This is a genomic window from Citrobacter sp. CRE-46 (assembly GCF_059615875.1).
Map to the genome: position 1 here is coordinate 3898869 of NZ_CM184341.1, position 22395 is coordinate 3921263.

A 22395-nucleotide genomic window follows, 5' to 3' on the forward strand; every position below is an offset into this window, starting at 1 on the left:
ATTATGATGTTTAAGCAATACCTGCAAGTTACGAAACCAGGCATCATCTTTGGCAACCTGATCTCGGTGATTGGGGGGTTCCTGCTGGCCTCGAAAGGCAGCATCGACTATCCCCTGTTTATCTACACGCTGGTTGGGGTGTCACTGGTTGTGGCGTCGGGTTGTGTATTTAACAACTATATCGACAGGGATATCGACAGGAAGATGGAGAGGACCAAAAACCGCGTGCTGGTTAAAGGTCTGATTTCTCCTGCCGTCTCGCTGGTATACGCCACCTTGCTGGGTATTGCTGGCTTTATGCTGCTGTGGTTTGGCGCCAACCCTCTGGCCTGCTGGCTGGGGGTGATGGGCTTCGTGGTATACGTGGGCGTCTATAGCCTGTATATGAAGCGCCATTCCGTTTACGGTACGCTGATTGGCTCACTCTCCGGCGCTGCGCCGCCGGTGATTGGCTACTGCGCCGTAACCGGTGAGTTCGATAGCGGTGCGCTGATTCTGCTGGCTATTTTCAGCCTGTGGCAAATGCCGCACTCTTACGCGATTGCGATTTTCCGCTTCAAGGATTATCAGGCTGCCAACATCCCTGTACTGCCAGTGGTAAAAGGCATTTCGGTCGCGAAGAACCATATCACGCTGTATATCGTGGCATTTGCTATCGCCACGCTGATGCTAACCCTGGGCGGCTATGCAGGTTATAAATACCTGATTGTTGCGGCGGCGGTGAGCGTCTGGTGGTTGGGCATGGCGCTGCGCGGTTATAAAGTGGAAGATGACAGAGTCTGGGCGCGCAAGCTGTTCGGCTTCTCCATCATCGCCATTACCGCGCTCAGCGTGATGATGTCCGTCGACTTTATGGTGCCAAACTCGCAGAACCTGCTGACTTACGTCTGGTAAGAATCGGCAGATAAGAAAAGGGTGCTTTGGCACCCTTTTTATTAGCAAGAAAACTATTCAATCATATAGCCATTTCCCGGCCTTTGCTGACTCAATGATCATCCCTACTGTCAGAGGTTTTAACTCTATTTCGGGAGGCTCTTTTTTCCAGAAAGGGTATTCTTGTTCAATATAATTCCTCCCATCAAAATTCGAATATTCAATATCAAAATGCTCAAATAAATCAGCTAAAAAATCATACGCATCTTCCGGAACAAACTGAAAATCATCCTCCAGGGTCCATTCTTTAGTAACCTGCCTAAGATCAGGTCTAAACCAGCGTTCCCTGATTGGGTAATTCTTCATGATGTACTCAATAACTTCAGCTTCATAATTTCTCATCAGAAAGATGTCCACTGTATGCGATCTTTGGGTCGCGCGATGAGGTTGTATTTATCGCGGGTATGTTTTGTCACCGCGAACAAAAGCACGATTAACTGAGCATGCCCGATAAAAGGAACCCAGCGGCCTAAGTAAGTTGCTATTTGGTTTGTTGGAACCATCTTTAATTTGGAAAACTTCCCCATAGGAGCGTGTAGTCTTAAACCAAACGGGAACCGAGCCCCTTTCAGAAGTTTTCTACATAGAATTGATGCAATACTAGTGCCTGGGGTGTTTGTGGCTGCTGATAGCTTTCCTTCCACAGGAATAAATGGTTGGCCGATCAAAACCAGCGTAACAGCTTCCGTGGTGATACCTAATGAATCGGCCAACTGCTCGATGAATATCAAATCAAACAGTTCACCCGACGTTACGTTAGCGTGACCGTGATACCAATAGGTTCCATTCGCTTCTTCAGTTGTGTCCATTCAATCACCCATTATGCCGTCTGCCGATCATTCCATGCGTCGGTATAGATTATGTTCCCGTCGCAATGCTTCCAGGTGATTTTTTCGTAGCGTAATTCTATGGTTTCAAGGTGATTGTTGTTTTTGTCTTCTGGCCCAGCCATCGTAGGAGAGACCGAGACAATCCGCACGCCCTCGAGCAGCATGTTGAAATACTCCACTTCCTGACCCGCATCATTGATTTTGTACCAACGAATCTCTGCAGACTTAAGATTCTGACCAGAAGCAACCGCTTTGTATAAATAGGGACTCGAGTAGTCAAACTCTTTGACGATCATCATCGGTGAATGTTGGCGTGTGCCTGTTGGTTTACCCGTTGCATTATCGGTGGGAATAGAGAGATTGTGATGAAAACCTTTAAATTCAATACTGTATTCTCTTCCCTTTACGTCACACCCGCCCTTTATCAGCGCGCCACCATCGTCATAAATCCACATATTGCCTGGAATTGCCATTTTCCTTTTCCCTGTTTCCATTAGTAACAACCACAAAAAGACTACACCTGTAATTATCGCAAGTAAATTAGTTGCTAAAGTAATTATTTCAATTATCCCACTACACAATTCCACATATCGTAGAGGTTTACCCCACCCCTTCCCCGCTTTACACTAGGCGCGAAATTAATACAGAGGTGGGAATGAACGATTACAAAATGACGCCCGGTGAGTTGCGCGCCACCTGGGGTTTAGGGACCGTATTTTCGTTGCGCATGCTTGGCATGTTTATGGTCCTGCCGGTTCTGACCACGTACGGTATGGCGCTACAGGGTGCCAGCGAAGCCTTGATCGGACTTGCTATCGGTATTTATGGCCTGGCGCAAGCCATCTTCCAGATCCCCTTTGGTCTGCTGTCAGACCGCATCGGTCGTAAGCCGCTTATTGTCGGCGGACTGGCGGTATTCGTTTTCGGCAGCGTGATTGCCGCCCTCTCAGATTCAATCTGGGGGATTATTCTTGGTCGAGCTCTGCAAGGCTCTGGCGCGATTGCCGCCGCCGTAATGGCGCTATTGTCCGACTTAACCCGCGAGCAAAACCGAACCAAAGCAATGGCGTTTATCGGCGTCAGCTTTGGTATCACCTTCGCCATTGCGATGGTATTGGGGCCGATCGTTACCCACGCGCTGGGGCTACACGCGCTGTTCTGGATGATCGCGGGCCTTGCTACCACAGGTATCGTGCTGACCATTTGGGTCGTTCCCAATAGCACGACCCACGTACTGAACCGCGAATCAGGCATGGTAAAAGGTAGCTTCAGCAAAGTACTGGCGGAGCCAAAACTGCTGAAGCTCAACTTCGGCATCATGTGTCTGCACATTTTACTGATGTCCACTTTCGTCGCCTTGCCAGGTCAGTTGGCGAAAGCGGGTTTCCCCGCCGCCGAACACTGGAAAATTTATCTGGTGACGATGCTGCTGTCCTTCGTTTCCGTGGTGCCGTTCATCATTTACGCCGAAGTGAAACGCCGGATGAAACGCGTGTTCCTCGCCTGCGTGTTACTGATTCTTGTTGCCGAAATTGTATTGTGGAGCGCAAACATTCGTTTCTGGGGGCTGATTGCGGGCGTGCAGATATTCTTCCTCGCCTTCAACCTGATGGAAGCCCTCCTCCCCTCGCTTATCAGTAAAGAGTCTCCGGCTGGCTATAAAGGTACGGCGATGGGCGTTTACTCCACCAGCCAGTTTCTTGGCGTGGCGATTGGCGGTTCGCTGGGCGGTTGGGTTGTCGACATGTTTGATGGGCAGGCGGTATTCCTGGCCGGCGCGCTTCTGGCGGCAGTGTGGTTGTTGGTGGCCAGCACAATGAAAGAACCGCCGTACGTTAGCAGCCTGCGCGTGGAAATCCCACCGGAGATTGCCGCGGATGACACCCTGAAGCAGCGTCTGCTGGCTAAAGAAGGGATAAGCGAAGTGTTAATTGTGGCGCAAGAACATTCGGCCTACATAAAAATCGACAGCAAAGTGACCAATCGATTTGAGGTTGAGCAGGCCATCAGCCAGGCGTGAAGATTGCAGGATGGCGACGTCTTATCCGGCCGACAAATAGCGTGTGCTACCTGTAGGCCGGATAAGCGGGCATTACGACTTAATCGCGGAAGTTCTTAAACTGGAACGGCTGGCCGAGGTCGCCGCCGCGAACCAGCGCCATAACAGATTGTAGGTCGTCACGCGCCTTGCCGGTTACACGGATTTCTTCGCCCTGAATCTGCGCCTGCACTTTCAGCTTGCTGTCTTTAATCAGCTTAACGATTTTCTTTTGCACCGCGCTTTCAATACCCTGCTTCAGCTTCGCTTCCACAAACCAGGTTTTACCGCTGTGCACGAAGGTTTCCGGTACGTCCAGCGACGTGCCTTCAATCCCGCGTTTCAGCAGCTTGGCACGTAAAATATCCAGCAGTTGATTGACCTGGAAATCTGACTCGCTCAGCACCTTAATCGTCTTATTTGACTCATTCAGCTCAAAAGTCGCTTCAACACCACGAAAATCAAAGCGTGACTCTACTTCGCGGCTGGCGTTTTCTACCGCGTTACGGGCTTCCTGAAGATCAACTTCAGAGACAATATCGAAAGATGGCATCTTTTCCTCTCCCTTCATTTTTGATGCGAAGCATAATACCTGCAAAGTTACTCAACAGACAGCGCTATACTAGGCTGTATCCTTTAATTGTACGCGGAACTGATACCTGCGAACAATAAAGGGGTACGGCCGATATGGATTAACACCTGGTGCTGTTGCAGGTGAGGAGGAAGAATGAAAATTACCGTACTGGGATGTGGAGCGTTAGGACAGCTGTGGCTTACCACGCTGTGCAAACATGGACATGAGGTGCAAGGGTGGCTACGCGTGCCACAGCCCTACTGCAGCGTGAACCTGATCGACACGGATGGATCGGTTTTTAATGAATCCCTGACGGCAAACGACCCCGACTTTTTGGCAAAAAGCGACCTGTTGCTGGTTACACTTAAAGCCTGGCAGGTTTCCGATGCGGTAAAAGGTCTGGCCGCAATTCTGCCTGAAACTACCCCAATTTTGCTGATTCACAACGGTATGGGGACGATTGAAGAGCTGCAAAACATTAAACAGCCTCTGCTGATGGGCACCACCACCCACGCAGCACGTCGCGACGGAAATGTCATCATTCATGTCGCTCAGGGCACAACGCGCATCGGTCCGGCACGTGAGCAGGACGGTGATTTCAGCTATCTGGCTGAAACACTGCAAGAAGTACTACCGGATGTCGCCTGGCACAATAATATTCGTGCCGAACTGTGGCGCAAACTGGCGGTGAACTGCGTCATTAATCCCCTGACGGCGCTCTGGGACTGCCCAAACGGCGAACTGCGTCAGCATCCGGAAAAAATAGCGCTAATCTGTGAGGAAGTAGCAGCAGTTATTGAACGCGAAGGCCACCACACATCAGCGGATGATTTACGCTATTATGTCGAGCAAGTCATTGATAGTACGGCGGAAAATATCTCATCAATGCTGCAGGATATTCGTGCCATGCGCCATACAGAGATCGACTATATTACCGGTTACCTGTTGAAACGCGCCCGCGCGCACGGCATCGCCGTCCCGGAAAATGCCCACCTGTTTGAAATGGTAAAGAGAAAGGAAAGTGAGTATGAGCGCTCAAGCACTGGTTTGTCTCGCCCCTGGTAGTGAAGAGACCGAAGCGGTCACTACTATCGATCTGCTGGTTCGCGGCGGAATTAAGGTCACTACAGCAAGCGTCGCCAGCGATGGCGACCTGACGATTGTGTGCTCACGCGGAGTGAAGCTGCTGGCTGACGCACCGTTGGTCGAAGTGGCTGACGGCGATTTCGACATCATCGTATTGCCTGGCGGTATTAAAGGCGCGGAGTGTTTTCGCGATAGCCCTTTGCTTGTCGAAACCGTGAAGCAGTTTCATCGCTCCGGGCGTATTGTCGCAGCAATTTGCGCCGCTGCCGCCACCGTACTTGTCCCGCACGATCTCTTCCCCATCGGAAATATGACGGGTTTCCCGGCGTTGAAGGACAAAATTCCCGCAGATCAATGGCAAGACAAGCGTGTCGTCTGGGATCCGCGCGTTAACCTGTTAACCAGCCAGGGTCCGGGAACATCCATTGATTTTGGTTTAAAAATCATTGATCTACTGGTAAACCGCGAGAAGGCTCATGAAGTGGCGTCACATCTGGTAATTGCGGCGGGAATTTATAACTACTACGAATAATAATGATTGCCGGATGGTTTCAACCATCCGGTAAAATATTTAAAACCAAGGCACTCCGCTCATAACGTTGCTATAAAACAACATTCTTCCCGCCAGTTCCCCCGTCGCCATTAATACGACCCATAACCAACTCTGTTGGCCGTAGTTCAGACGCGATATTCCCCACACAGCAACGCAGATACTGGCAAATAGCTGCCACCATAGCAGAGGACTTGACGCATCAGCGCCAGGCACATGATAGCGAAACCACAGCCCGCCTGCCGTCAACACGATTCCAATGATGATCCCTGCATTACACACCGTTGAAGAGGATTTATGCCAATAGCCACCCGCCACCGCCACACTCATAAAACCCAGCAATACTGCCGTTGCCAGGAAGCCAAGCGGCGTAGCTATGGTATGCCAAAGCGAGTGCAGCGCCATTTGGTAATACACCTGAGACGTCACAAAAATTGACACCAGGCCAACAAGCGCAGTCACACCACCCAGAAGATTCGCCCCTGGATGCCCAGGCTTGAGCCAACATAACGCTAACCAGCAAAATATCACGGCATTCAATACTATAAATGCCACTACTTCCCGGCTCAACCAGGATATTCCCAACCCTGCCATCGAACGGTATGCGCCTGTAGGTGTTCCCAGGTGTGCAAGGGATGCCAAAGAACCCAGCACAGTGATGACCCAAAATAGCAGCGCAAGCCGACGATATTGTTCAGCATTAAATTTCAGCGTGCCAAAACTCTGACACAACGTTAGTGCCAGGACACCGCCAATCCCCCATTGAGCAAAGACCGTAAAAAAGACTAATGGCAATTCATAGTGTTCCATTTCTCTCTCCTCAGTCCCGTGGCGCAATAATTACAATATTGGGCTTACTGATGTTGTGATCGGGTAAGTTGTAGAGCTTCTCTAGCACAGTCCATTGGGTGGTATGCTCTTTGCGAAGATCTTCTATCTCACCAAATCGCAAAACCCCCGCAGGGCAAGATTCAACACAGCGTGGTTGCAAACCTTCATCCAGGCGTTCCGCACACAAATTACATTTACTGGTTTTCCCCTCTTCCGCATCGTAAACCGGTGCACTCCAGGGGCAGGCCATAATACACATCCGGCAACCGATACAACGTTCGTGGTCCTGTACAACAATCCCGTCAGCTCGTTTGGTATAAGTCCCGGCAGGGCACACTTTCATGCACTGAGGGTCATCGCAATGGTTACACGACATGCTGATAAACGCTTGAGTATTAGGTTCGTCCGTATTGCGCTCGCGCACTCGGCGCCATAACACACCAAGCGGCGTCATATTTTCCGATTTGCAGGCCATACTACAGGTCTTGCAGCCATAGCAGTTCTGCATGTCAATAAGAAATCCATACTGTTTCGTCATGATTATGCCTCCCTTCTCACGTCAACCAACGTGCTGTTACAACAGTGTCCATTACCCAACAGCTCTACCTGATCGTTGGTGACATGGCTGCTACTTCCTCCCTGCTGCTCCCACCAGCCATTATCCAGGCTTACAACTCCCCGTTTTATATGCGTTGTAACATCGGCAATTGCTCTATGCTCTCCACGATGATTAAACACAACAACCCACTCTCCGGCCTGGATCTGACGATTACGGGCATCTTCCGGGTGAATCATAACGTTTGGGCGATTACGCTGAACCTCGAGGATCCATTCATTCATACCGTGGCTCGAATGTACGCTACGTGCCAGTTTGCGCTGTACCGCCATTAACGGATAGTGGCTTGCCAGTTCAGGTGAACCTTTCACTGACTCTTTCACCTGTTTCCAGGTTACCACCGGCAGGAAGTCTTTTTTGGCCCACTCCTCAATATAAAAATGCGCCTTTCCGGTTGAGGTACAAAACTGCCCATCCTTAAAGGGGATCCAGTCTTCTATAACGGGGCATACCGGCCCTTTTTTTAACATTTCGCGGGTGATACCCGACCCTTTGAGGCAAGTATCAATGTAATGTTCAATGGGCTGATTAAAGACGTCTCCAAATCCAAAACGCTCGGCGAGGCGGGCAAAAATCCAATAATCAGGTTTGGCTTCTCCCGGCGGTTCAACCGCTTTTTCCATCAACTGTACATAATGGCTACGGACCCCCGCCATTAAACTGACATCTTCAAAAATGGTCGTCACCGGAAGTACCAGATCGGCATACAGTGCAGACGAACTCATCAGGTTGTCCGCCACCACCACAAACGGCACTTTTTTAAACGCTTCCCGGACCTGATTGGTATTCGGCAACTGAGTCATCGCCCCCAGCGTCATGTTCCACCAGAACTTAATCGCATGCGGCTTCTCGTTGACAATCCAGTCGCCGAGTTTGGCGATGGGAATCGGCGGGATTTTGGCGGCATGAGGCGCGGGCGGAATAATGGGCGAGAATTTGGCCATCTGCCTGACCCCTCCCGCATCGCAAACCCCTGCGCCACGTTTACCGATATTGCCGGTGATTAATGCCAGATAGAACTGACTGGCCGCTACGTAGGTGCCAAACTCGGTTCTTTGCGCGCCAGACATGTTCTGCACAATCATGGCTGGCTGCGTCGAGGCATAGTCACGGGCCAGCCGCAGCACCGTGTGGGCGGGAACGTCGGTTTCCTGCTCCACTTTCTGCGCCGTCCAGGGTTTCGCCTGCTCCCACACCGCATCCAGCACGGTAGAAAACACGCTATCCGCCGGAAGCTCATCGCCAAGCAAAGCGGGGACTATTCCGGCGGCATCATGGCGAGCCAGCGTTTGGCTGACGGTATCAAACACCAAATAACTATTGGGATCCTGTGGGTCGGCGCGCATGAGTTGCCCTTGCCGATCCACCAGATAAACGGCCCCGGTATGTACCCGTAAAAAATCGGCGTCGTAGCGCTGCTCCTGCATAATGATGTTGATCATTCCCAGCGCCAGGGCTATGTCCGTGCCGGGAACAATCGGCACCCACTCATCCGCTTTAGCTGCGGTTTCGTTAAAACGGGGATCGATAACTACCAGCCGCGCCCCGTTACGCTGCGCCTGCGAGTAGTTTTTGAAATAGGCATGCATGGTGACGGCCGGGTTATTCCCCCAGCACAAGATATAGCGACTGTCTGCGATAGTGTCGCGGGTATCGGCATAACGTAACCCAACCATTGGCATCATCGCCGCGGTGACAGCAGCACAGCACAGCGAACCGACATGTTTTGTCGAGCCGCCAAGATAATCAAAAAACGCCTTCCCCATATCGTTTTTAATTGAGTCCATATTTCCCGAGGCGGCGGTAAACAATAAACCTTTGTTGCCGTCGGCAGCGATCGTTTCCCGGATTTTCTTTTCGATCAGATCCAACGCCGCATCCCAGCTAATCGGCTTAAACTTGCCTTCGCCTTTCTCCCCCGTGCGAAGCAGGGGCTGCGTCAGCCGCAGCGGGTGATAGACCCATTTCGTCCGGCTGATCCCACGCAGACAGCACTTAACGTTAAAGCCTTTGGTCGCCTCTATTTTCATCAGGCGATCCTTCCATACATAGGCCGTGAGGTTACAGTGCAGGCACTCCATCGCACAGGTTGAGCGATAGGTCTGGTAATCCGACTGCTTCAGCCGAAAACGGGGTAACGGCGCGCCGTTAGCCTGGCGCAGCCCCAAAAACGAAGGTCCTAAAGACGCCAGCCCCACGACCCCAAGCCCTTTTAACAAGGTTCTTCTTTTTAACCGTATGTTGTTCAATGCTTCCATGATCTTGCCTCCAGATAATTCACCATTAGTGAATCAAAGTACACCAATGATTAACTTGAGACGTATCAAGATCTCATCACATAGGCGTAAGGATCTTTTTAAATTGCGAAGGCAGTCAGGCTCTGCGCGCTGGTGGTATAATTGTGAAGAATTTAAAAAGAGATTTGATATGTCTGAAACATCGCAAGGGGTTAATTCGGTTGATATTGCCGTCGGCATTTTGACGTTCGTTGCCGCGCATAGCGGCCAGGCGCGAGCCATCGATATCGCCACGGGATGCCGCTTATCTAAAAGTCGTCTACACAAATATCTGGTTTCGCTGTGTCGAACCGGCATGCTGCGTCAAAACGAAAAGGGGCTGTATGCGCTGGGCGCGACGGCACGGCAGCTGGCGGGAATGGAGACGGGCCAACGCGATCCGATTGCGGAATTGAACACGACGCTAATCGCGTTTCGTAACGCCTTTAACCACTCAACCGGCGTCGTCGTCGCCACCACCGATAATGGGCTTGTGCTGAAGCATTACAACCGCAGCTTTCGCCATGTCGATATCGATTTTCTGCCAAACACGCCTGTTCCGCTTTTAGCCAGCGCGGCGGGACAGGTGTTTATGAGCTTCACAGATTATCAGGCGCAAAGTGAAGCACAGGCACAGTGTATTGCACAAGTTAGAACACAGGGCTATGCGGTACGCTATCATCCCACTGACGGGATTCCGGGCGCACAATCAATTGCCTGTCCGCTGTGCGATAAGCAAGGAAAGCTGCTGGCCATTGCGGTTACGATGGGTTTTTTCAGCGACGAGGCGATCCCACGGATTGCCCGTCAACTGGTGGAAATACTCACTCCGCTGCATTTGCAGGGCGAATAGCGCCCCGACGCCTGAGGCCGGGGCAAGCGGAAATTAAGGACGATACACCTTCACGTTTTCAAAGCCCTGCTCGCGCAGATACAGCGCCTGCAGGCGGCTCATCACGCCGCGTTCACACCACAGCAGCCAGGTTTTACTCTGGTCTAAATCGCCGAATTTGGTGCTCAGCTTGTAGAACGGCAGTGAAACCACGTCCACACCTTCCACCTTCAGCGGCTTGTCATCCTGTTCATCCACAGAACGGATATCCAGAATCACGTCGTTTGAGCCGAAACCACTCACGGTTTCCACTTCCACCACGGTCTGCTGAGTCTGCTGGGCGATATCGCGAATATCGATATTGTTCGCTTCTTCGACCACTTTATCGAGGATAGAGAAATCGAAGTTTTCTTCTTCGGCCTCAATCTTCGCTTTAATCGCCTTCACCGTTGGGCTTTTTGAAATTACGCCGCAGTATTCCGGCATGGTACGCGCAAAGTCCTCGGTACCAATTTCACGCGCCAGGTTGATGATGTGCTCTTTATCATGGGAGATAAGTGGGCGCAGGATCAGGGTATCCGAAACGTTATCAATCAGGCGCAGGTTGGTCAGCGTCTGGCTGGACACCTGGCCCAGCGCTTCACCGGTTACCAGTGCCTGTACGCCGTAGCGCTCAGCGACTTTCGATGCCGCGCGTACCATCATACGTTTAAGGACCACGCCCATCTGACCGTCGTCGACTTTCTCCAGGATCTCGCCCACCACCGGCTCAAAGTTGATCGCGACAAAACGTACGCGATGCGAGCTACCGTAGCGGTTCCACAGATAATGCGCCACCTGACGAACGCCGATTTCATGCGCAGCGCCGCCGAGGTTAAAGAAGCAATAGTGTACGCGGCAGCCACGACGCATCAGCATGTAACTCGATACGCCGGAGTCGAAACCACCGGAGATCAGCGACAGGACGTCTTCCTGCGTACCAATCGGGAAACCGCCAATACCTTCATAGCGGCCTTTAACCAGCAGCAGACGGTCATTTTCGATTTCAAGATTCACCGTCACGTCCGGTTTCGTCAGCTTCACGCGCGCGGATTCAATATGCTGGTTCAACCCGCCGCCAACATAACGTTCCACCTCAATGGAGCTAAACTCATGCTTACCGCGACGCTTAACGCGTACACAGAAGGTTTTTCCTTCCAGTTGATCGCGATACTGCACCAGCGCTTTCTCGAAAATATCGTGCATGTCGGTAAACGGCACGTCTTCTACTTCGAGAATATGGTGGATACCCGGAATACGGGTCAGCGCGTCGCGAATATCCAGACGCTGGCTTTCATCTTTAGCGCGAACCTCAACGTGATCCCAGTGACGGACAACGGCAAGGTCTTCATCGTAGTGCTTTAAAACGTTACGAATGTTCCCTGTCAGAATTTTTATAAAGCGCAAACGCACAGATTGGCTTTTGATGGTGATTTCTGGGAACAATTTAATGATAAACTTCATGGCGGCAATGGTTCTTTGGCAAGTCTGAATGACTTGTAATGGAAAAAAATACAGCAGCCCATACCCTGCGGCTGCATCCAGGCGCGCAAGTATACCACTATCATGGTCATCCTGTGCACATCGCCTTACCATTGCGCGTTATTTGCTTATCAGTGCGAGTCCGTTACCATAGTCTTGTGCTGCCAATACAGAGAGTCAGACATTCATTATGCCGAAGAAAAATGAAGCGCCAGCCAGTTTTGAAACAGCGCTGAGCGAGCTGGAACAGATTGTTACCCGCCTGGAAAGCGGCGACCTGCCGCTGGAAGAAGCGCTGAACGAATTCGAACGTGGCGTACAACTGGCGCGTCAGGGACAGGTCAAATTGCAACAGGCTGAACAGCGCGTACAAATCCTGCTGTCAGACACCGAAGACGCCGCCCTTACGCCTTTTACACCGGATAATGAGTAAATGGATTTTACGCAGCAGCTACAGGCTTGCGTTGAGCAGGCCAATCAGGCACTGAGCCGTTTTATCACGCCACTGCCCTTTCAGAACACTCCCGTGGTCGAAACCATGCAATATGGCGCATTATTAGGCGGTAAACGTCTGCGCCCATTCCTGGTGTATGCGACCGGTCAGATGTTTGGCGTCAGCCTGAGTACGCTTGATGCTCCCGCTGCCGCCGTCGAGTGCATCCATGCCTATTCGCTGATGCATGATGATTTACCCGCGATGGACGACGATGACCTGCGTCGCGGTCTGCCAACCTGCCATGTAAAATTTGGCGAGGCAAACGCGATCCTGGCCGGAGATGCGCTGCAAACGCTGGCGTTTTCCATTATCAGCGACGCCCCGATGCCGGAAGTATCTGACCGTGACCGCATCGCGATGATCTCTGAACTGGCGCAGGCCAGCGGTATCGCCGGCATGTGCGGCGGCCAGGCGCTGGATCTGGAAGCGGAAGGTCATCAGGTTGCGCTGGATGCGCTGGAGCGTATTCACCGCCATAAAACCGGGGCATTGATTCGTGCCGCCGTGCGTCTGGGTGCATTAAGCGCAGGCGATAAAGGGCGGGAATGCCTGCCAATTCTCGACAAATACGCAGAAAGCATCGGTCTGGCCTTCCAGGTTCAGGATGACATACTGGATGTGGTAGGCGATACTGCAACATTGGGTAAACGTCAGGGTGCTGACCAGCAGCTTGGCAAAAGTACCTATCCTGCACTTCTGGGTCTTGAGCAAGCCCGGAATAAAGCCCGGGATTTAATCGAAGATGCCCGCCAGTCGTTAAGTTTGCTGGCCGCGCAGTCTCTCGATACCTCGGCACTGGAAGCGCTAGCGGACTATATAATCCAGCGTGATAAATAAACCAACATATCCCATGAGCTTGCGATGAGTTTTGATATAGCCAAATACCCGACCCTGGCGCTGGTCGACTCCACCCAGGAGTTACGCCTGCTGCCAAAAGAGAGCCTGCCAAAGCTTTGCGACGAACTGCGCCGCTATTTGCTCGACAGCGTAAGCCGTTCCAGCGGGCACTTCGCCTCTGGTCTGGGCACGGTGGAACTTACCGTCGCGCTGCACTACGTCTATAACACCCCGTTTGACCAGTTAATCTGGGATGTGGGACATCAGGCTTATCCGCACAAAATTCTGACCGGCCGCCGCGATAAAATCGGCACCATTCGTCAGAAAGGCGGTTTGCATCCGTTCCCGTGGCGCGGTGAGAGCGAGTATGACGTACTGAGCGTTGGGCACTCCTCAACGTCCATTAGCGCTGGCATTGGTATTGCGGTTGCCGCCGAGAAAGAAGGCAAAGATCGCCGTACCGTTTGTGTGATTGGCGACGGCGCTATCACCGCCGGGATGGCGTTTGAAGCGATGAACCATGCGGGTGATATTAAGCCCGATATGCTGGTTATCCTCAACGACAACGAAATGTCGATTTCAGAGAACGTCGGCGCGCTGAACAATCACCTGGCGCAATTACTCTCAGGCAAACTCTACTCTTCGCTGCGCGAAGGCGGGAAGAAAGTGTTCTCCGGCGTACCGCCGATTAAAGAGCTGCTCAAACGTACCGAAGAGCACATCAAAGGCATGGTCGTGCCGGGCACGCTGTTTGAAGAGCTGGGCTTTAACTATATCGGCCCGGTGGACGGGCACGACGTGCTGGGGCTTATCACCACGCTGAAGAACATGCGCGATCTGAAAGGCCCGCAGTTCCTGCACATCATGACCAAAAAAGGTCGTGGCTATGAGCCAGCGGAAAAAGACCCGATCACGTTCCACGCCGTACCCAAATTCGATCCATCCAGCGGCTGTCTGCCGAAAAGCAGCGGCGGCCTGCCAAGCTATTCAAAAATCTTCGGGGACTGGTTATGTGAGACCGCAGCGAAAGACAATAAGCTGATGGCGATTACCCCGGCGATGCGCGAAGGCTCCGGTATGGTGGAATTCTCACGTAAGTTCCCGGACCGCTACTTCGATGTGGCGATTGCCGAGCAGCATGCAGTGACCTTTGCAGCAGGTCTGGCGATTGGCGGCTACAAGCCGGTCGTGGCTATTTACTCTACCTTCCTGCAACGCGCCTACGATCAGGTGCTGCATGATGTGGCCATCCAGAAACTGCCGGTCCTGTTCGCCGTTGACCGGGCAGGTATCGTTGGCGCAGATGGGCAAACCCACCAGGGGGCGTTCGATCTCTCCTTCCTGCGCTGCATCCCGGAAATGGTCATTATGACCCCGAGCGATGAGAATGAATGCCGCCAGATGCTGTTTACCGGCTATCACTACAACAACGGGCCATCGGTCGTGCGCTATCCACGCGGTAATGCGGTGGGCGTTGAGCTGACGCCGCTGGAACACCTGCCAATAGGTAAAGGCATCGTGAAGCGTCACGGGGAAAAAGTGGCGATTCTTAACTTTGGCACCCTGATGCCGGAAGCTGCTCAGGTCGCAGAGTCGTTGAACGCCACGCTGGTTGACATGCGCTTTGTGAAACCGCTGGATGAAACGTTGATCCTCGAAATGGCGGCCCGACACGACGTGCTGGTTACTATTGAAGAGAACGCCATTATGGGCGGCGCAGGCAGTGGCGTAAACGAAGTGTTGATGGCCCATCGCAAGCCCGTTCCGGTGCTGAACATCGGCCTGCCTGACTTCTTCATCCCACAGGGCACTCAGGATGAGGCTCGCGCCGATCTGGGTCTTAATGCCGCAGGCATTGAGGCCAAAATCAAGGCCTGGCTGGCATAATCCCCTCCCCGCTCCTGCTATGCTTAATGAATAACACGCTAAGCAGGAGCGAATGAATGCAATACAACACCTTAGGAAAAACCGACCTCCGGGTCTCCCGCCTTTGCCTGGGCTGCATGACGTTTGGCGAGCCCAATCGCGGTAATCACGCCTGGACGCTGCCTGAAGAGAGCAGCCGCCCGATAATCAAACACGCCCTTGAGGGCGGCATTAACTTTTTCGATACCGCCAACAGCTACTCCGCTGGCAGCAGCGAAGAGATTGTCGGCCGCGCGCTGCGTGATTTCGCCCGCCGCGAAGATGTCGTGGTCGCGACCAAAGTTTTTCACCAGGTGGATGATTTAGCAGAAGGATTATCCCGCGCACAAATCCTGCGCTCAATCGACGACAGCCTCAGACGCCTGGGCATGGACTATGTAGACATCCTGCAAATTCACCGCTGGGATTACAACACGCCAATCGAGGAAACGCTGGAAGCCCTTAACGATGTAGTCAAAGCCGGTAAAGCTCGCTATATCGGCGCCTCATCCATGCATGCTTCGCAGTTTGCTCAGGCGCTGGCCTTGCAGAAGCAACACGGCTGGGCGCAGTTCGTCAGCATGCAGGATCACTACAACTTGATCTACCGCGAAGAAGAACGCGAAATGTTGCCGCTCTGCTATCAGGAAGGTGTCGCGGTGATCCCGTGGAGTCCGCTGGCGCGTGGTCGCCTGACCCGCCCGTGGGGAGAAACGACCGCACGTCTGGTTTCCGATGAAGTCGGTAAAAATTTATATAACGAGAGCGATGAAAACGACGCGCAAATTGCCGCCCGGCTGGCTGGCATCAGTGAGGAGCTGGGCGTTACGCGGGCGCAGGTCGCGCTGGCATGGCTGCTGAGCAAACCAGGCGTGGCTGCGCCCATTATCGGTACATCGCGTGAAGAACAACTGGATGAATTGCTCAATGCGGTGGATTTAACGCTGAAGCCGGAGCAAATTGCCGAGCTGGAGACGCCGTATAAACAGCACCCGGTGGTGGGATTTAAATAAGCGCGATTGTAGATTGTAAGCCGGATAAGGCGTTTACGCCGCCATCCGGCAAACCCGTTAAATGATACCGATCGGCCAGTGATGGCCGATAAAATACAAAATACCTGCAGAGAGTATCCCGGCGACAATATCATCGATCATGATCCCCGTCCCGCCATGCACATTGCGATCGAACCAACGAATCGGCCACGGCTTCCACATATCCAGAATACGGAAAATCACAAATCCGGCGGCAACCCATTGCCAGTCGAGGGTCGGTAGCGCCATCAGGGTTATCCACATACCGACAAATTCGTCCCAGACAATGCTGCCGTGATCGTGCACGCCCATGTCTTTCGCCGTTTGATGACACAGATAAACGCCGATACAGATAGACAGCATGACCACCAGCGAATACAGCTGCCATGGCAGAAATGTCATTAAATACCAAAACGGGATCGCCGCCAGCGATCCCATAGTGCCAGGAATAATTGGACTCAGCCCACTACCAAAACCGGTGGCTAACAGATGCCACGGATTACGCATATTCAGGCGGCTTTTGGCGACATCTTTTTTAAGGCGCGGCAAAATGGTCATATCCTTTCCAGTCGAACGTGACGGGTTTTCCATCGCGCGTAAAGTGGACGCCTTCTACATCCGCACTCATCTGACCGATGCAGGTAAACGAGGTCCCGAGATGTGCCAGCGCGACGTCCAGCGCGCCACGGTTGATTTCCGGTACGGTAAAGCATAACTCATAATCCTCCCCCCCCGAGAGCGCCCAGCGCAGCGCCTGTTCCGGCTCAACGTGTTGGGCGAATGCCGTGGAATATGGCAGCGCGTCAACGTTAACCCGCGCGCCGCAGCCGCTGGCATTGACGATATGTCCCAGATCGGAAATCAGGCCGTCGGAGAGATCGATAGCCGCACTGGCCAGATCGCGCAGGGCTTGTCCCTGTAAAATACGCGGAGTTGGGCGCAGGTGGCGTTGCAGCAGATACTCCGCGTCTTTTGGTTCTGTCACCTGCAGTCGGTCCTGCAAAATCGCCAGTCCCGCCGCACTGTCGCCCGGCGTGCCGGTCACATAAATCCAGTCGCCCGGTTTTGCCCCGGAACGTTTTAAGGCTCGCCCAACAGGAACGTAGCCATGAATACCCAACGTCATCGACAGCGGCCCACGCGTGGTATCACCGCCAATCAGTTGCATATCGTAGTAATTAAGGAGTTCAAACAGGCCATCGCTGAAAGCTTCAAGCCAGGCTTCATCAACGTCGGGTAACGTCAGTGCCAGCGTCAACCACGCAGGATCGGCCCCCATCGCCGCCAGATCGCTTAAATTCACCGCCAGGGCTTTCCAGGCCAGATCGGTAGGATCAATGTCGGGGAGGAAGTGGTTGCCTGCCACCAGCGTATCGGTACTGATCGCCAATGTCTGTTTTTCAGGGATGTTCAGGAGTGCGCAATCGTCGCCAATACCGGTTTCGACATCAAGACGAGACGTTCTTACGCGATCAAAATAACGGGCAATCAGGGAAAATTCGCCGCATGCCATACGTTATGCCTCAGCAGAAAAAAAGAAAAAGCCGGGGATAGCGGAAACAAGTTCCACTCTCCGCCGGCCTCGGGATTACTTTTTGTTGGGGCGAATCACAGGTGCTGCTTTATCCAGTACGCCGTTAACGAATTTATGGCTGTCTTCGGCGCCGAAGGTTTTCGCCAGTTCAATCGCTTCGTTGATAGCCACTTTGTACGGCACATCACTACGTTTAGACAGTTCAAACAGCGCAATACGCAGTACGGCTTTTTCTACCTGACCCAGCTCTTCCAGCAGACGAGACAGGTAAGGCTTCATTAATCCATCCAGGTACGCGCTGTTAGTCGCCACCCCGGACAGCAGCTCACGGAAATACAGAACGTCGACATCTTTAACGTCCTGTTCCGCCAGGAACTGGTATTCAACATCAGCGATGTCGTTCTGGGACAACTGCCAGGAGTAGAGCGCCTGGACGGCACACTCACGGGCGCGGCGACGAGCAGCAGGTTTCACGGATTTCCCCTTACAAAAATCAGGCCTTGATGGCTTTCAATACATTAATCATTTCAAGCGCAGTCAGTGCAGCTTCTGCGCCTTTGTTGCCGGCTTTCGTGCCAGCACGTTCGATGGCTTGTTCAATACTTTCGGTGGTCAGTACACCGAAGGCTACCGGAATGCCACTGTCCTGCGCGACATGCGCCAGGCCATTGCTTGCACCGCCAGCCACATATTCGAAGTGCGCGGTACCGCCACGGATCACCGTACCGAGCGCGATCACCGCATCGTATTTACCGGTTTTCGCCAGTGCGTCAGCCGCTAGCGGCAGCTCATACGCGCCTGGAACCCAAACGACGGTAATGTTTTCATCTTTAACCTGGCCAATACGTTTCAGGGCGTCGATCGCACCTTCCAGCAGGCTGTCATTGATAAAGTTGTTGAAACGCGCAATGGTGATGGCGACGCGAGCGTCCGGAGTAGCAACGTTAGCTTCAATAATGTTCATATTCTTCCTTCGGGTTCGATTTATGGCCCCGTAAGGGGGGCGGATTTTATCATAATATTCTGGGCGCTGCTTCCTCTAATTCAGAAAGCCTCACGCAGTGGTTAAATGCAGGCAAACGTCCGGGCCCACCTGGCGTATCTCGTTGAATTTGAAATGGGGGGCGTCGGCCAGTTTCTCAAGCCCAGGCAGCACACATAATCCTCGCGCATCGCTGCCTAACAGTTTAGGCGCAACATACACGATTAGCTCGTCCACCAAACCGGCCTGTAATAACGCGCCCGCAAGCGTTGGGCCAGCTTCCACCCAAATACTGTTAATTTGCTGTTTACCCAGTTGCATCATCAGCACGACCAAATCCACATGCCCGTTATGTTCCGGCACCTTGATACTGCGAACCGACTCCGGCCAACTGCGGGTATCGTCTTTCGTTCGGACAATCCAGGTTTCTCCCGGCTGGTGCACAATTCGGTGCTCCGGCGTGACCTGATTCTGGCTATCAAGGACAATGCGGATCGGCTGGCGCAGATTTTCCTGCGGGTAACTCGCCTGAGTTGACTCCCCAAGCTCCGACCAGCGCACGGTAAGCTGAGGATCGTCGGCCAGTACCGTCGCGCTGCTGGTTAAAATGGCATGGCTTTGCGCGCGCAGCCGTTGCACATCGCGGCGCGCCTGCGGCGAGGTGATCCACTGGCTTTCCCCGCTGGCCATCGCCGTACGGCCATCGAGCGATGCGCCAAGCTTAAGCTGCAGATACGGGAATCCTGTACGCATGCGCTTGAGAAAGCCCTTATTAAGCAGCTCAACCTCGCTCATCATCAGCCCGTGGCTGACGTCAATGCCCGCCTGCTGCAAACGGTAGAGGCCACGGCCTGCTACCTGTGGATTGGGATCCTGCATCGCGGCAACGACGCGTGCTACGCCCGCCGCAATCAATGCATCGCAGCACGGCGGCGTACGGCCATGATGACTACAGGGCTCAAGCGTCACGTAGGCGGTTGCCCCTTGCGCTTTTTCTCCGGCCATGCGCAGGGCATGGACTTCGGCATGCGGCTCGCCCGCGCGGTGATGATATCCTTCACCGACAATCTCCCCGTCCTTAACAATCACGCAGCCGACGTTGGGATTTGGGTGAGTAGTGAAACGTCCGCGCGCAGCAAGCTTCAGCGCGCGCGCCATGTACAATTCATCCTGCATGGCTTAGTCCTGTAGGCGAGCAATCTCTTCGCCAAATTCTTTGATATCTTCGAAACTGCGGTAAACCGAAGCAAAGCGGATGTAAGCGACTTTATCGAGCTTTTTCAACTGCTCCATCACCAGGTTGCCGATCATCTTACTCGGCACCTCACGCTCGCCAGTCGCACGCAGTTGTGATTTGATATGGTTTAACGCCATTTCGACGTCATCTGAGCTGACCGGGCGTTTCTCCAGCGCTCTGAGCATGCCGCTGCGCAGCTTATCTTCATTAAAGGGTTCACGCACATCGTTGCTCTTCACAACGCGCGGCATGACAAGTTCAGCCACTTCAAAAGTGGTGAAACGTTCGTTACAGACCAGACACTGCCGACGGCGGCGTACTGAGGAGCCCTCGCCTACAAGACGAGAGTCAATTACCTTAGTGTCTACGGCGAAACAGAATGGGCAATGCATACGGCGTCCTGTACCTCAGTGGTTCACAGAAATCTATTTTACCCTGAACTGGCGTGACAACAAAGGCGCAGCGCTTTTGAGACAAAGGATCGATGCCTTCGTGCTCTGTGCACACTACCATTATGCTATCGCGACAATGAAGGAAGTAATCACAATGACAAGACGTTACCTAAGAATTCTCCTGGTGGGAAGCCTCTTTAGTCTTAGCGCCTGCGCACAGCAAAGCGAAGTACGCCAGATGCATCAAAGCGTAAGCACGCTAAATAAAGAGATGACGCAGCTTAATCAGGAAACGGTAAAAATTACGCAACAAAATATGTTGAATGCCAAATCGACCAGTGGCGCCTATCTGTTGCCGGGCTCCAAAACGCCTGCCCGGCTGGAAAGCCAGATCGGCACGCTACGTATGTCGCTGGTGAATATTGCGCCAAACGCCGATGGCACACGGTTAACGCTACGCATTCAGGGCGAGTCCAATACGCCCTTGCCCGCCTTCAGCGCCACCGTAGAGTACGGACAAATTCAGGGCACTACAGAGAATTACCAGGAAGTGAATGTTCAAAATCAACTGGTCAATGCCCCGGCAAGTATTCTTGCCCCCAGCGACGTAGACATTCCGTTGCAGATAAATGGTCTCTCCCCCGACCAGTTGGGATTTGTTCGCATTCACGACGTACAGCCTGTTAGCCAATAAACTTTTTTGCGGAACGTTTTGTGCGTTCCGCAACATCAATTCGTCCCCTTTTGTTACTCCCCTGACATAACCGATATTTCTGGCAAAACTTGGCAACATTCATCAGAGCCAGTACAATTCGCCGCCTAAAGTACGCAAACGTGAACGCAATCGATTACGTAAATGATAGAACTGTGAAACAAGACATATTTTTGTGAACAATGATTTTTATAATAGGCTCCGAAGAATTACGAAATATTTAGAAACGCAATTTGCGCATTTTTCACTCCCGAAAGGGATTTCAAACCGTGGCATACATATGAAAAAAACATTACTTGCAGCCGGTGCAGTGCTGGCGCTCTCCTCGTCTTTTACTGCCAATGCAGCAGAAAATGACAAACCGCAATATCTGTCCGACTGGTGGCACCAAAGCGTCAACGTGGTGGGCAGCTACCACACCCGTTTCTCTCCGAAACTGAACAACGACGTGTATCTGGAATACGAAGCGTTTGCCAAAAAAGACTGGTTTGATTTCTATGGCTACATCGATATCCCGAAAACCTTCGACTGGGGTAACGGTAACGACAAAGGTATCTGGTCTGACGGTTCTCCGCTGTTTATGGAAATCGAACCGCGTTTCTCCATCGACAAGCTGACCGGTGCTGACCTGAGCTTTGGACCATTCAAAGAATGGTACTTCGCCAACAACTACATCTACGATATGGGTGATAACAAAGCCAGCCGCCAGAGCACCTGGTATATGGGTCTGGGTACCGATATCGACACCGGGCTGCCGATGGGTCTGTCCCTGAACGTGTATGCTAAATACCAGTGGCAGAACTATGGCGCATCCAACGAAAACGAGTGGGATGGTTACCGTTTCAAAGTGAAATACTTTGTGCCGATCACCCAGGTTTGGGGCGGTCAGTTGACCTATATTGGCTTCACCAACTTCGACTGGGGTTCAGATTTGGGTGATGATCCTAACCGTACCAGCAACTCTATCGCTTCCAGCCACGTGCTGGCGCTGAACTACGATCACTGGCACTACTCCGTAGTCGCGCGTTATTTCCATAACGGCGGCCAGTGGAAAGGTGGGGATACCCTGAACTGGGGCGAAGGCGACTTCAGCGCGAAATCAACCGGTTGGGGTGGTTATCTGGTCGTAGGTTACAACTTCTAATCCAGACAATTTATCGCAGACAAGCCAGCTTAACCGCT

At 52.7% G+C, this 22395-nt stretch carries 25 protein-coding genes; 11 read left to right on the plus strand and 14 right to left on the minus strand.

What is annotated here, in order from left to right; genetic code table 11:
- Positions 1-3: 3 nt before the first annotated feature.
- A complete protein-coding gene (gene cyoE / locus AC534G_RS19120; RefSeq protein WP_003831005.1) occupies positions 4-894 on the plus strand; it encodes a heme o synthase in 891 nt (296 codons plus the stop codon).
- Between the two features lie 57 nt (positions 895-951).
- Here the strand turns inward: cyoE and AC534G_RS19125 are convergent, their stop codons facing one another.
- Genes AC534G_RS19125 through AC534G_RS19135 form a run of 3 tightly spaced genes read right to left on the minus strand, consistent with a single transcriptional unit; the run spans position 952 to position 2236 of the window.
- Positions 952-1275: a DUF1493 family protein gene (locus AC534G_RS19125; protein WP_110498636.1), complete on the minus strand. Its 324-nt coding sequence runs from the start codon at positions 1273-1275 to the stop codon at positions 952-954.
- Positions 1275-1742: an STM2901 family protein gene (locus AC534G_RS19130; RefSeq protein WP_110498637.1), complete on the minus strand. Its 468-nt coding sequence runs from the start codon at positions 1740-1742 to the stop codon at positions 1275-1277. The genes AC534G_RS19125 and AC534G_RS19130 overlap by 1 nt, the downstream gene beginning before the upstream one ends.
- 11 nt (positions 1743-1753) lie before the next feature.
- Positions 1754-2236 carry an Hcp family type VI secretion system effector gene (locus AC534G_RS19135; RefSeq protein WP_003021598.1) on the minus strand — a complete coding sequence of 161 codons (483 nt, stop codon included), beginning with the start codon at positions 2234-2236 and terminating at the stop codon, positions 1754-1756.
- Between the two features lie 182 nt (positions 2237-2418).
- On the opposite strand from AC534G_RS19135, the gene AC534G_RS19140 reads away from it, so the two are divergent.
- Positions 2419-3783, plus strand: a complete 1365-nt coding sequence (locus AC534G_RS19140) for an MFS transporter (protein WP_038638246.1) — start codon at positions 2419-2421, stop codon at positions 3781-3783.
- A 79-nt stretch (positions 3784-3862) separates the two neighbouring features.
- Here AC534G_RS19140 and AC534G_RS19145 read toward each other — a convergent pair whose 3' ends face one another.
- Complete coding sequence (locus AC534G_RS19145) at positions 3863-4354, minus strand: YajQ family cyclic di-GMP-binding protein (RefSeq protein ID WP_038638234.1); 492 nt, start codon at positions 4352-4354, stop codon at positions 3863-3865.
- Between the two features lie 174 nt (positions 4355-4528).
- Between AC534G_RS19145 and panE the strand changes: the two genes are divergently transcribed.
- On the plus strand, positions 4529-5440 hold the full coding sequence (gene panE, locus AC534G_RS19150) for a 2-dehydropantoate 2-reductase (protein WP_038638233.1): 912 nt from the start codon (positions 4529-4531) through the stop codon (positions 5438-5440).
- Positions 5403-5993 (plus strand): protein deglycase YajL, encoded by a 591-nt coding sequence (gene yajL, locus AC534G_RS19155; RefSeq protein WP_496594454.1) that lies wholly within the window; start codon positions 5403-5405, stop codon positions 5991-5993. The genes panE and yajL overlap by 38 nt, the downstream gene beginning before the upstream one ends.
- Before the next feature lie 39 nt (positions 5994-6032).
- On the opposite strand, the gene AC534G_RS19160 is transcribed toward yajL, so the two are convergent.
- Genes AC534G_RS19160 through AC534G_RS19170 form a run of 3 tightly spaced genes read right to left on the minus strand, consistent with a single transcriptional unit; the run spans position 6033 to position 9716 of the window.
- Positions 6033-6821, minus strand: coding sequence for a dimethyl sulfoxide reductase anchor subunit family protein (locus AC534G_RS19160; protein WP_038638231.1), 789 nt, complete (start codon positions 6819-6821; stop codon positions 6033-6035).
- A 10-nt stretch (positions 6822-6831) separates the two neighbouring features.
- On the minus strand, positions 6832-7380 hold the full coding sequence (locus AC534G_RS19165; protein WP_165353552.1) for a 4Fe-4S dicluster domain-containing protein: 549 nt from the start codon (positions 7378-7380) through the stop codon (positions 6832-6834).
- A 2-nt stretch (positions 7381-7382) separates the two neighbouring features.
- Positions 7383-9716 carry a molybdopterin-containing oxidoreductase family protein gene (locus tag AC534G_RS19170; protein WP_110498638.1) on the minus strand — a complete coding sequence of 778 codons (2334 nt, stop codon included), beginning with the start codon at positions 9714-9716 and terminating at the stop codon, positions 7383-7385.
- Positions 9717-9885: 169 nt separating this feature from the next.
- On the opposite strand from AC534G_RS19170, the gene AC534G_RS19175 reads away from it, so the two are divergent.
- Positions 9886-10587 carry a helix-turn-helix domain-containing protein gene (locus AC534G_RS19175; protein WP_038638229.1) on the plus strand — a complete coding sequence of 234 codons (702 nt, stop codon included), beginning with the start codon at positions 9886-9888 and terminating at the stop codon, positions 10585-10587.
- 33 nt (positions 10588-10620) lie between these two features.
- Here the strand turns inward: AC534G_RS19175 and thiI are convergent, their stop codons facing one another.
- On the minus strand, positions 10621-12069 hold the full coding sequence (gene thiI / locus AC534G_RS19180; protein ID WP_038638226.1) for a tRNA uracil 4-sulfurtransferase ThiI: 1449 nt from the start codon (positions 12067-12069) through the stop codon (positions 10621-10623).
- 208 nt (positions 12070-12277) lie between these two features.
- On the opposite strand from thiI, the gene xseB reads away from it, so the two are divergent.
- From xseB to yajO, 4 genes are read left to right on the plus strand one after another with little or no spacing between them, the layout of a single operon-like run.
- Entirely contained in the window at positions 12278-12520 is a 243-nt protein-coding gene (gene xseB / locus AC534G_RS19185) for an exodeoxyribonuclease VII small subunit (RefSeq protein ID WP_038638224.1), read from the plus strand.
- Entirely contained in the window at positions 12521-13420 is a 900-nt protein-coding gene (gene ispA / locus AC534G_RS19190; RefSeq protein WP_110498639.1) for a (2E,6E)-farnesyl diphosphate synthase, read from the plus strand.
- 24 nt (positions 13421-13444) lie between these two features.
- Positions 13445-15307 (plus strand): 1-deoxy-D-xylulose-5-phosphate synthase, encoded by a 1863-nt coding sequence (gene dxs / locus AC534G_RS19195; protein ID WP_038638211.1) that lies wholly within the window; start codon positions 13445-13447, stop codon positions 15305-15307.
- Positions 15308-15363: 56 nt separating this feature from the next.
- Entirely contained in the window at positions 15364-16338 is a 975-nt protein-coding gene (yajO, locus tag AC534G_RS19200) for a 1-deoxyxylulose-5-phosphate synthase YajO (protein WP_042310115.1), read from the plus strand.
- A gap of 57 nt (positions 16339-16395) precedes the next feature.
- Here yajO and pgpA read toward each other — a convergent pair whose 3' ends face one another.
- The 6 genes from pgpA to nrdR form a co-directional block, all read right to left on the minus strand.
- A complete protein-coding gene (pgpA, locus tag AC534G_RS19205; RefSeq protein ID WP_038638206.1) occupies positions 16396-16914 on the minus strand; it encodes a phosphatidylglycerophosphatase A in 519 nt (172 codons plus the stop codon).
- Positions 16892-17869 carry a thiamine-phosphate kinase gene (gene thiL / locus AC534G_RS19210; RefSeq protein ID WP_038638205.1) on the minus strand — a complete coding sequence of 326 codons (978 nt, stop codon included), beginning with the start codon at positions 17867-17869 and terminating at the stop codon, positions 16892-16894. Before thiL ends, pgpA begins: the two co-directional genes overlap by 23 nt.
- 75 nt (positions 17870-17944) lie before the next feature.
- Entirely contained in the window at positions 17945-18364 is a 420-nt protein-coding gene (gene nusB, locus AC534G_RS19215) for a transcription antitermination factor NusB (protein WP_000801129.1), read from the minus strand.
- A gap of 19 nt (positions 18365-18383) precedes the next feature.
- Positions 18384-18854 carry a 6,7-dimethyl-8-ribityllumazine synthase gene (gene ribH / locus AC534G_RS19220; RefSeq protein ID WP_003021575.1) on the minus strand — a complete coding sequence of 157 codons (471 nt, stop codon included), beginning with the start codon at positions 18852-18854 and terminating at the stop codon, positions 18384-18386.
- 90 nt (positions 18855-18944) lie between these two features.
- Positions 18945-20048 (minus strand): bifunctional diaminohydroxyphosphoribosylaminopyrimidine deaminase/5-amino-6-(5-phosphoribosylamino)uracil reductase RibD, encoded by a 1104-nt coding sequence (gene ribD / locus AC534G_RS19225; RefSeq protein WP_038638204.1) that lies wholly within the window; start codon positions 20046-20048, stop codon positions 18945-18947.
- Between the two features lie 3 nt (positions 20049-20051).
- A complete protein-coding gene (nrdR, locus tag AC534G_RS19230) occupies positions 20052-20501 on the minus strand; it encodes a transcriptional regulator NrdR (protein WP_016152032.1) in 450 nt (149 codons plus the stop codon).
- A gap of 154 nt (positions 20502-20655) precedes the next feature.
- Here nrdR and AC534G_RS19235 point away from each other — a divergent pair, with 154 nt between their 5' ends.
- On the plus strand, positions 20656-21195 hold the full coding sequence (locus tag AC534G_RS19235; RefSeq protein ID WP_069323953.1) for a SadB/YajI family lipoprotein: 540 nt from the start codon (positions 20656-20658) through the stop codon (positions 21193-21195).
- Between the two features lie 298 nt (positions 21196-21493).
- Complete coding sequence (locus AC534G_RS19240) at positions 21494-22357, plus strand: nucleoside-specific channel-forming protein Tsx (RefSeq protein WP_003021561.1); 864 nt, start codon at positions 21494-21496, stop codon at positions 22355-22357.
- The last annotated feature ends 38 nt before the right edge of the window (positions 22358-22395 follow it).

What these genes read in the sequence shown, in the direction of transcription:
- cyoE (WP_003831005.1), top strand. Translation starts at nt 4, where the DNA reads ATGATGTTTAAGCAATACCTGCAAGTTACGAAACCAGGCATCATCTTT.
- AC534G_RS19125 (WP_110498636.1), bottom strand. Translation starts at nt 1,275, where the DNA reads ATGAGAAATTATGAAGCTGAAGTTATTGAGTACATCATGAAGAATTAC.
- AC534G_RS19130 (WP_110498637.1), bottom strand. Translation starts at nt 1,742, where the DNA reads ATGGACACAACTGAAGAAGCGAATGGAACCTATTGGTATCACGGTCAC.
- AC534G_RS19135 (WP_003021598.1), bottom strand. Translation starts at nt 2,236, where the DNA reads ATGGCAATTCCAGGCAATATGTGGATTTATGACGATGGTGGCGCGCTG.
- AC534G_RS19140 (WP_038638246.1), top strand. Translation starts at nt 2,419, where the DNA reads ATGAACGATTACAAAATGACGCCCGGTGAGTTGCGCGCCACCTGGGGT.
- AC534G_RS19145 (WP_038638234.1), bottom strand. Translation starts at nt 4,354, where the DNA reads ATGCCATCTTTCGATATTGTCTCTGAAGTTGATCTTCAGGAAGCCCGT.
- panE (WP_038638233.1), top strand. Translation starts at nt 4,529, where the DNA reads ATGAAAATTACCGTACTGGGATGTGGAGCGTTAGGACAGCTGTGGCTT.
- yajL (WP_496594454.1), top strand. Translation starts at nt 5,403, where the DNA reads ATGAGCGCTCAAGCACTGGTTTGTCTCGCCCCTGGTAGTGAAGAGACC.
- AC534G_RS19160 (WP_038638231.1), bottom strand. Translation starts at nt 6,821, where the DNA reads ATGGAACACTATGAATTGCCATTAGTCTTTTTTACGGTCTTTGCTCAA.
- AC534G_RS19165 (WP_165353552.1), bottom strand. Translation starts at nt 7,380, where the DNA reads ATGACGAAACAGTATGGATTTCTTATTGACATGCAGAACTGCTATGGC.
- AC534G_RS19170 (WP_110498638.1), bottom strand. Translation starts at nt 9,716, where the DNA reads ATGGAAGCATTGAACAACATACGGTTAAAAAGAAGAACCTTGTTAAAA.
- AC534G_RS19175 (WP_038638229.1), top strand. Translation starts at nt 9,886, where the DNA reads ATGTCTGAAACATCGCAAGGGGTTAATTCGGTTGATATTGCCGTCGGC.
- thiI (WP_038638226.1), bottom strand. Translation starts at nt 12,069, where the DNA reads ATGAAGTTTATCATTAAATTGTTCCCAGAAATCACCATCAAAAGCCAA.
- xseB (WP_038638224.1), top strand. Translation starts at nt 12,278, where the DNA reads ATGCCGAAGAAAAATGAAGCGCCAGCCAGTTTTGAAACAGCGCTGAGC.
- ispA (WP_110498639.1), top strand. Translation starts at nt 12,521, where the DNA reads ATGGATTTTACGCAGCAGCTACAGGCTTGCGTTGAGCAGGCCAATCAG.
- dxs (WP_038638211.1), top strand. Translation starts at nt 13,445, where the DNA reads ATGAGTTTTGATATAGCCAAATACCCGACCCTGGCGCTGGTCGACTCC.
- yajO (WP_042310115.1), top strand. Translation starts at nt 15,364, where the DNA reads ATGCAATACAACACCTTAGGAAAAACCGACCTCCGGGTCTCCCGCCTT.
- pgpA (WP_038638206.1), bottom strand. Translation starts at nt 16,914, where the DNA reads ATGACCATTTTGCCGCGCCTTAAAAAAGATGTCGCCAAAAGCCGCCTG.
- thiL (WP_038638205.1), bottom strand. Translation starts at nt 17,869, where the DNA reads ATGGCATGCGGCGAATTTTCCCTGATTGCCCGTTATTTTGATCGCGTA.
- ribH (WP_003021575.1), bottom strand. Translation starts at nt 18,854, where the DNA reads ATGAACATTATTGAAGCTAACGTTGCTACTCCGGACGCTCGCGTCGCC.
- ribD (WP_038638204.1), bottom strand. Translation starts at nt 20,048, where the DNA reads ATGCAGGATGAATTGTACATGGCGCGCGCGCTGAAGCTTGCTGCGCGC.
- nrdR (WP_016152032.1), bottom strand. Translation starts at nt 20,501, where the DNA reads ATGCATTGCCCATTCTGTTTCGCCGTAGACACTAAGGTAATTGACTCT.
- AC534G_RS19235 (WP_069323953.1), top strand. Translation starts at nt 20,656, where the DNA reads ATGACAAGACGTTACCTAAGAATTCTCCTGGTGGGAAGCCTCTTTAGT.
- AC534G_RS19240 (WP_003021561.1), top strand. Translation starts at nt 21,494, where the DNA reads ATGAAAAAAACATTACTTGCAGCCGGTGCAGTGCTGGCGCTCTCCTCG.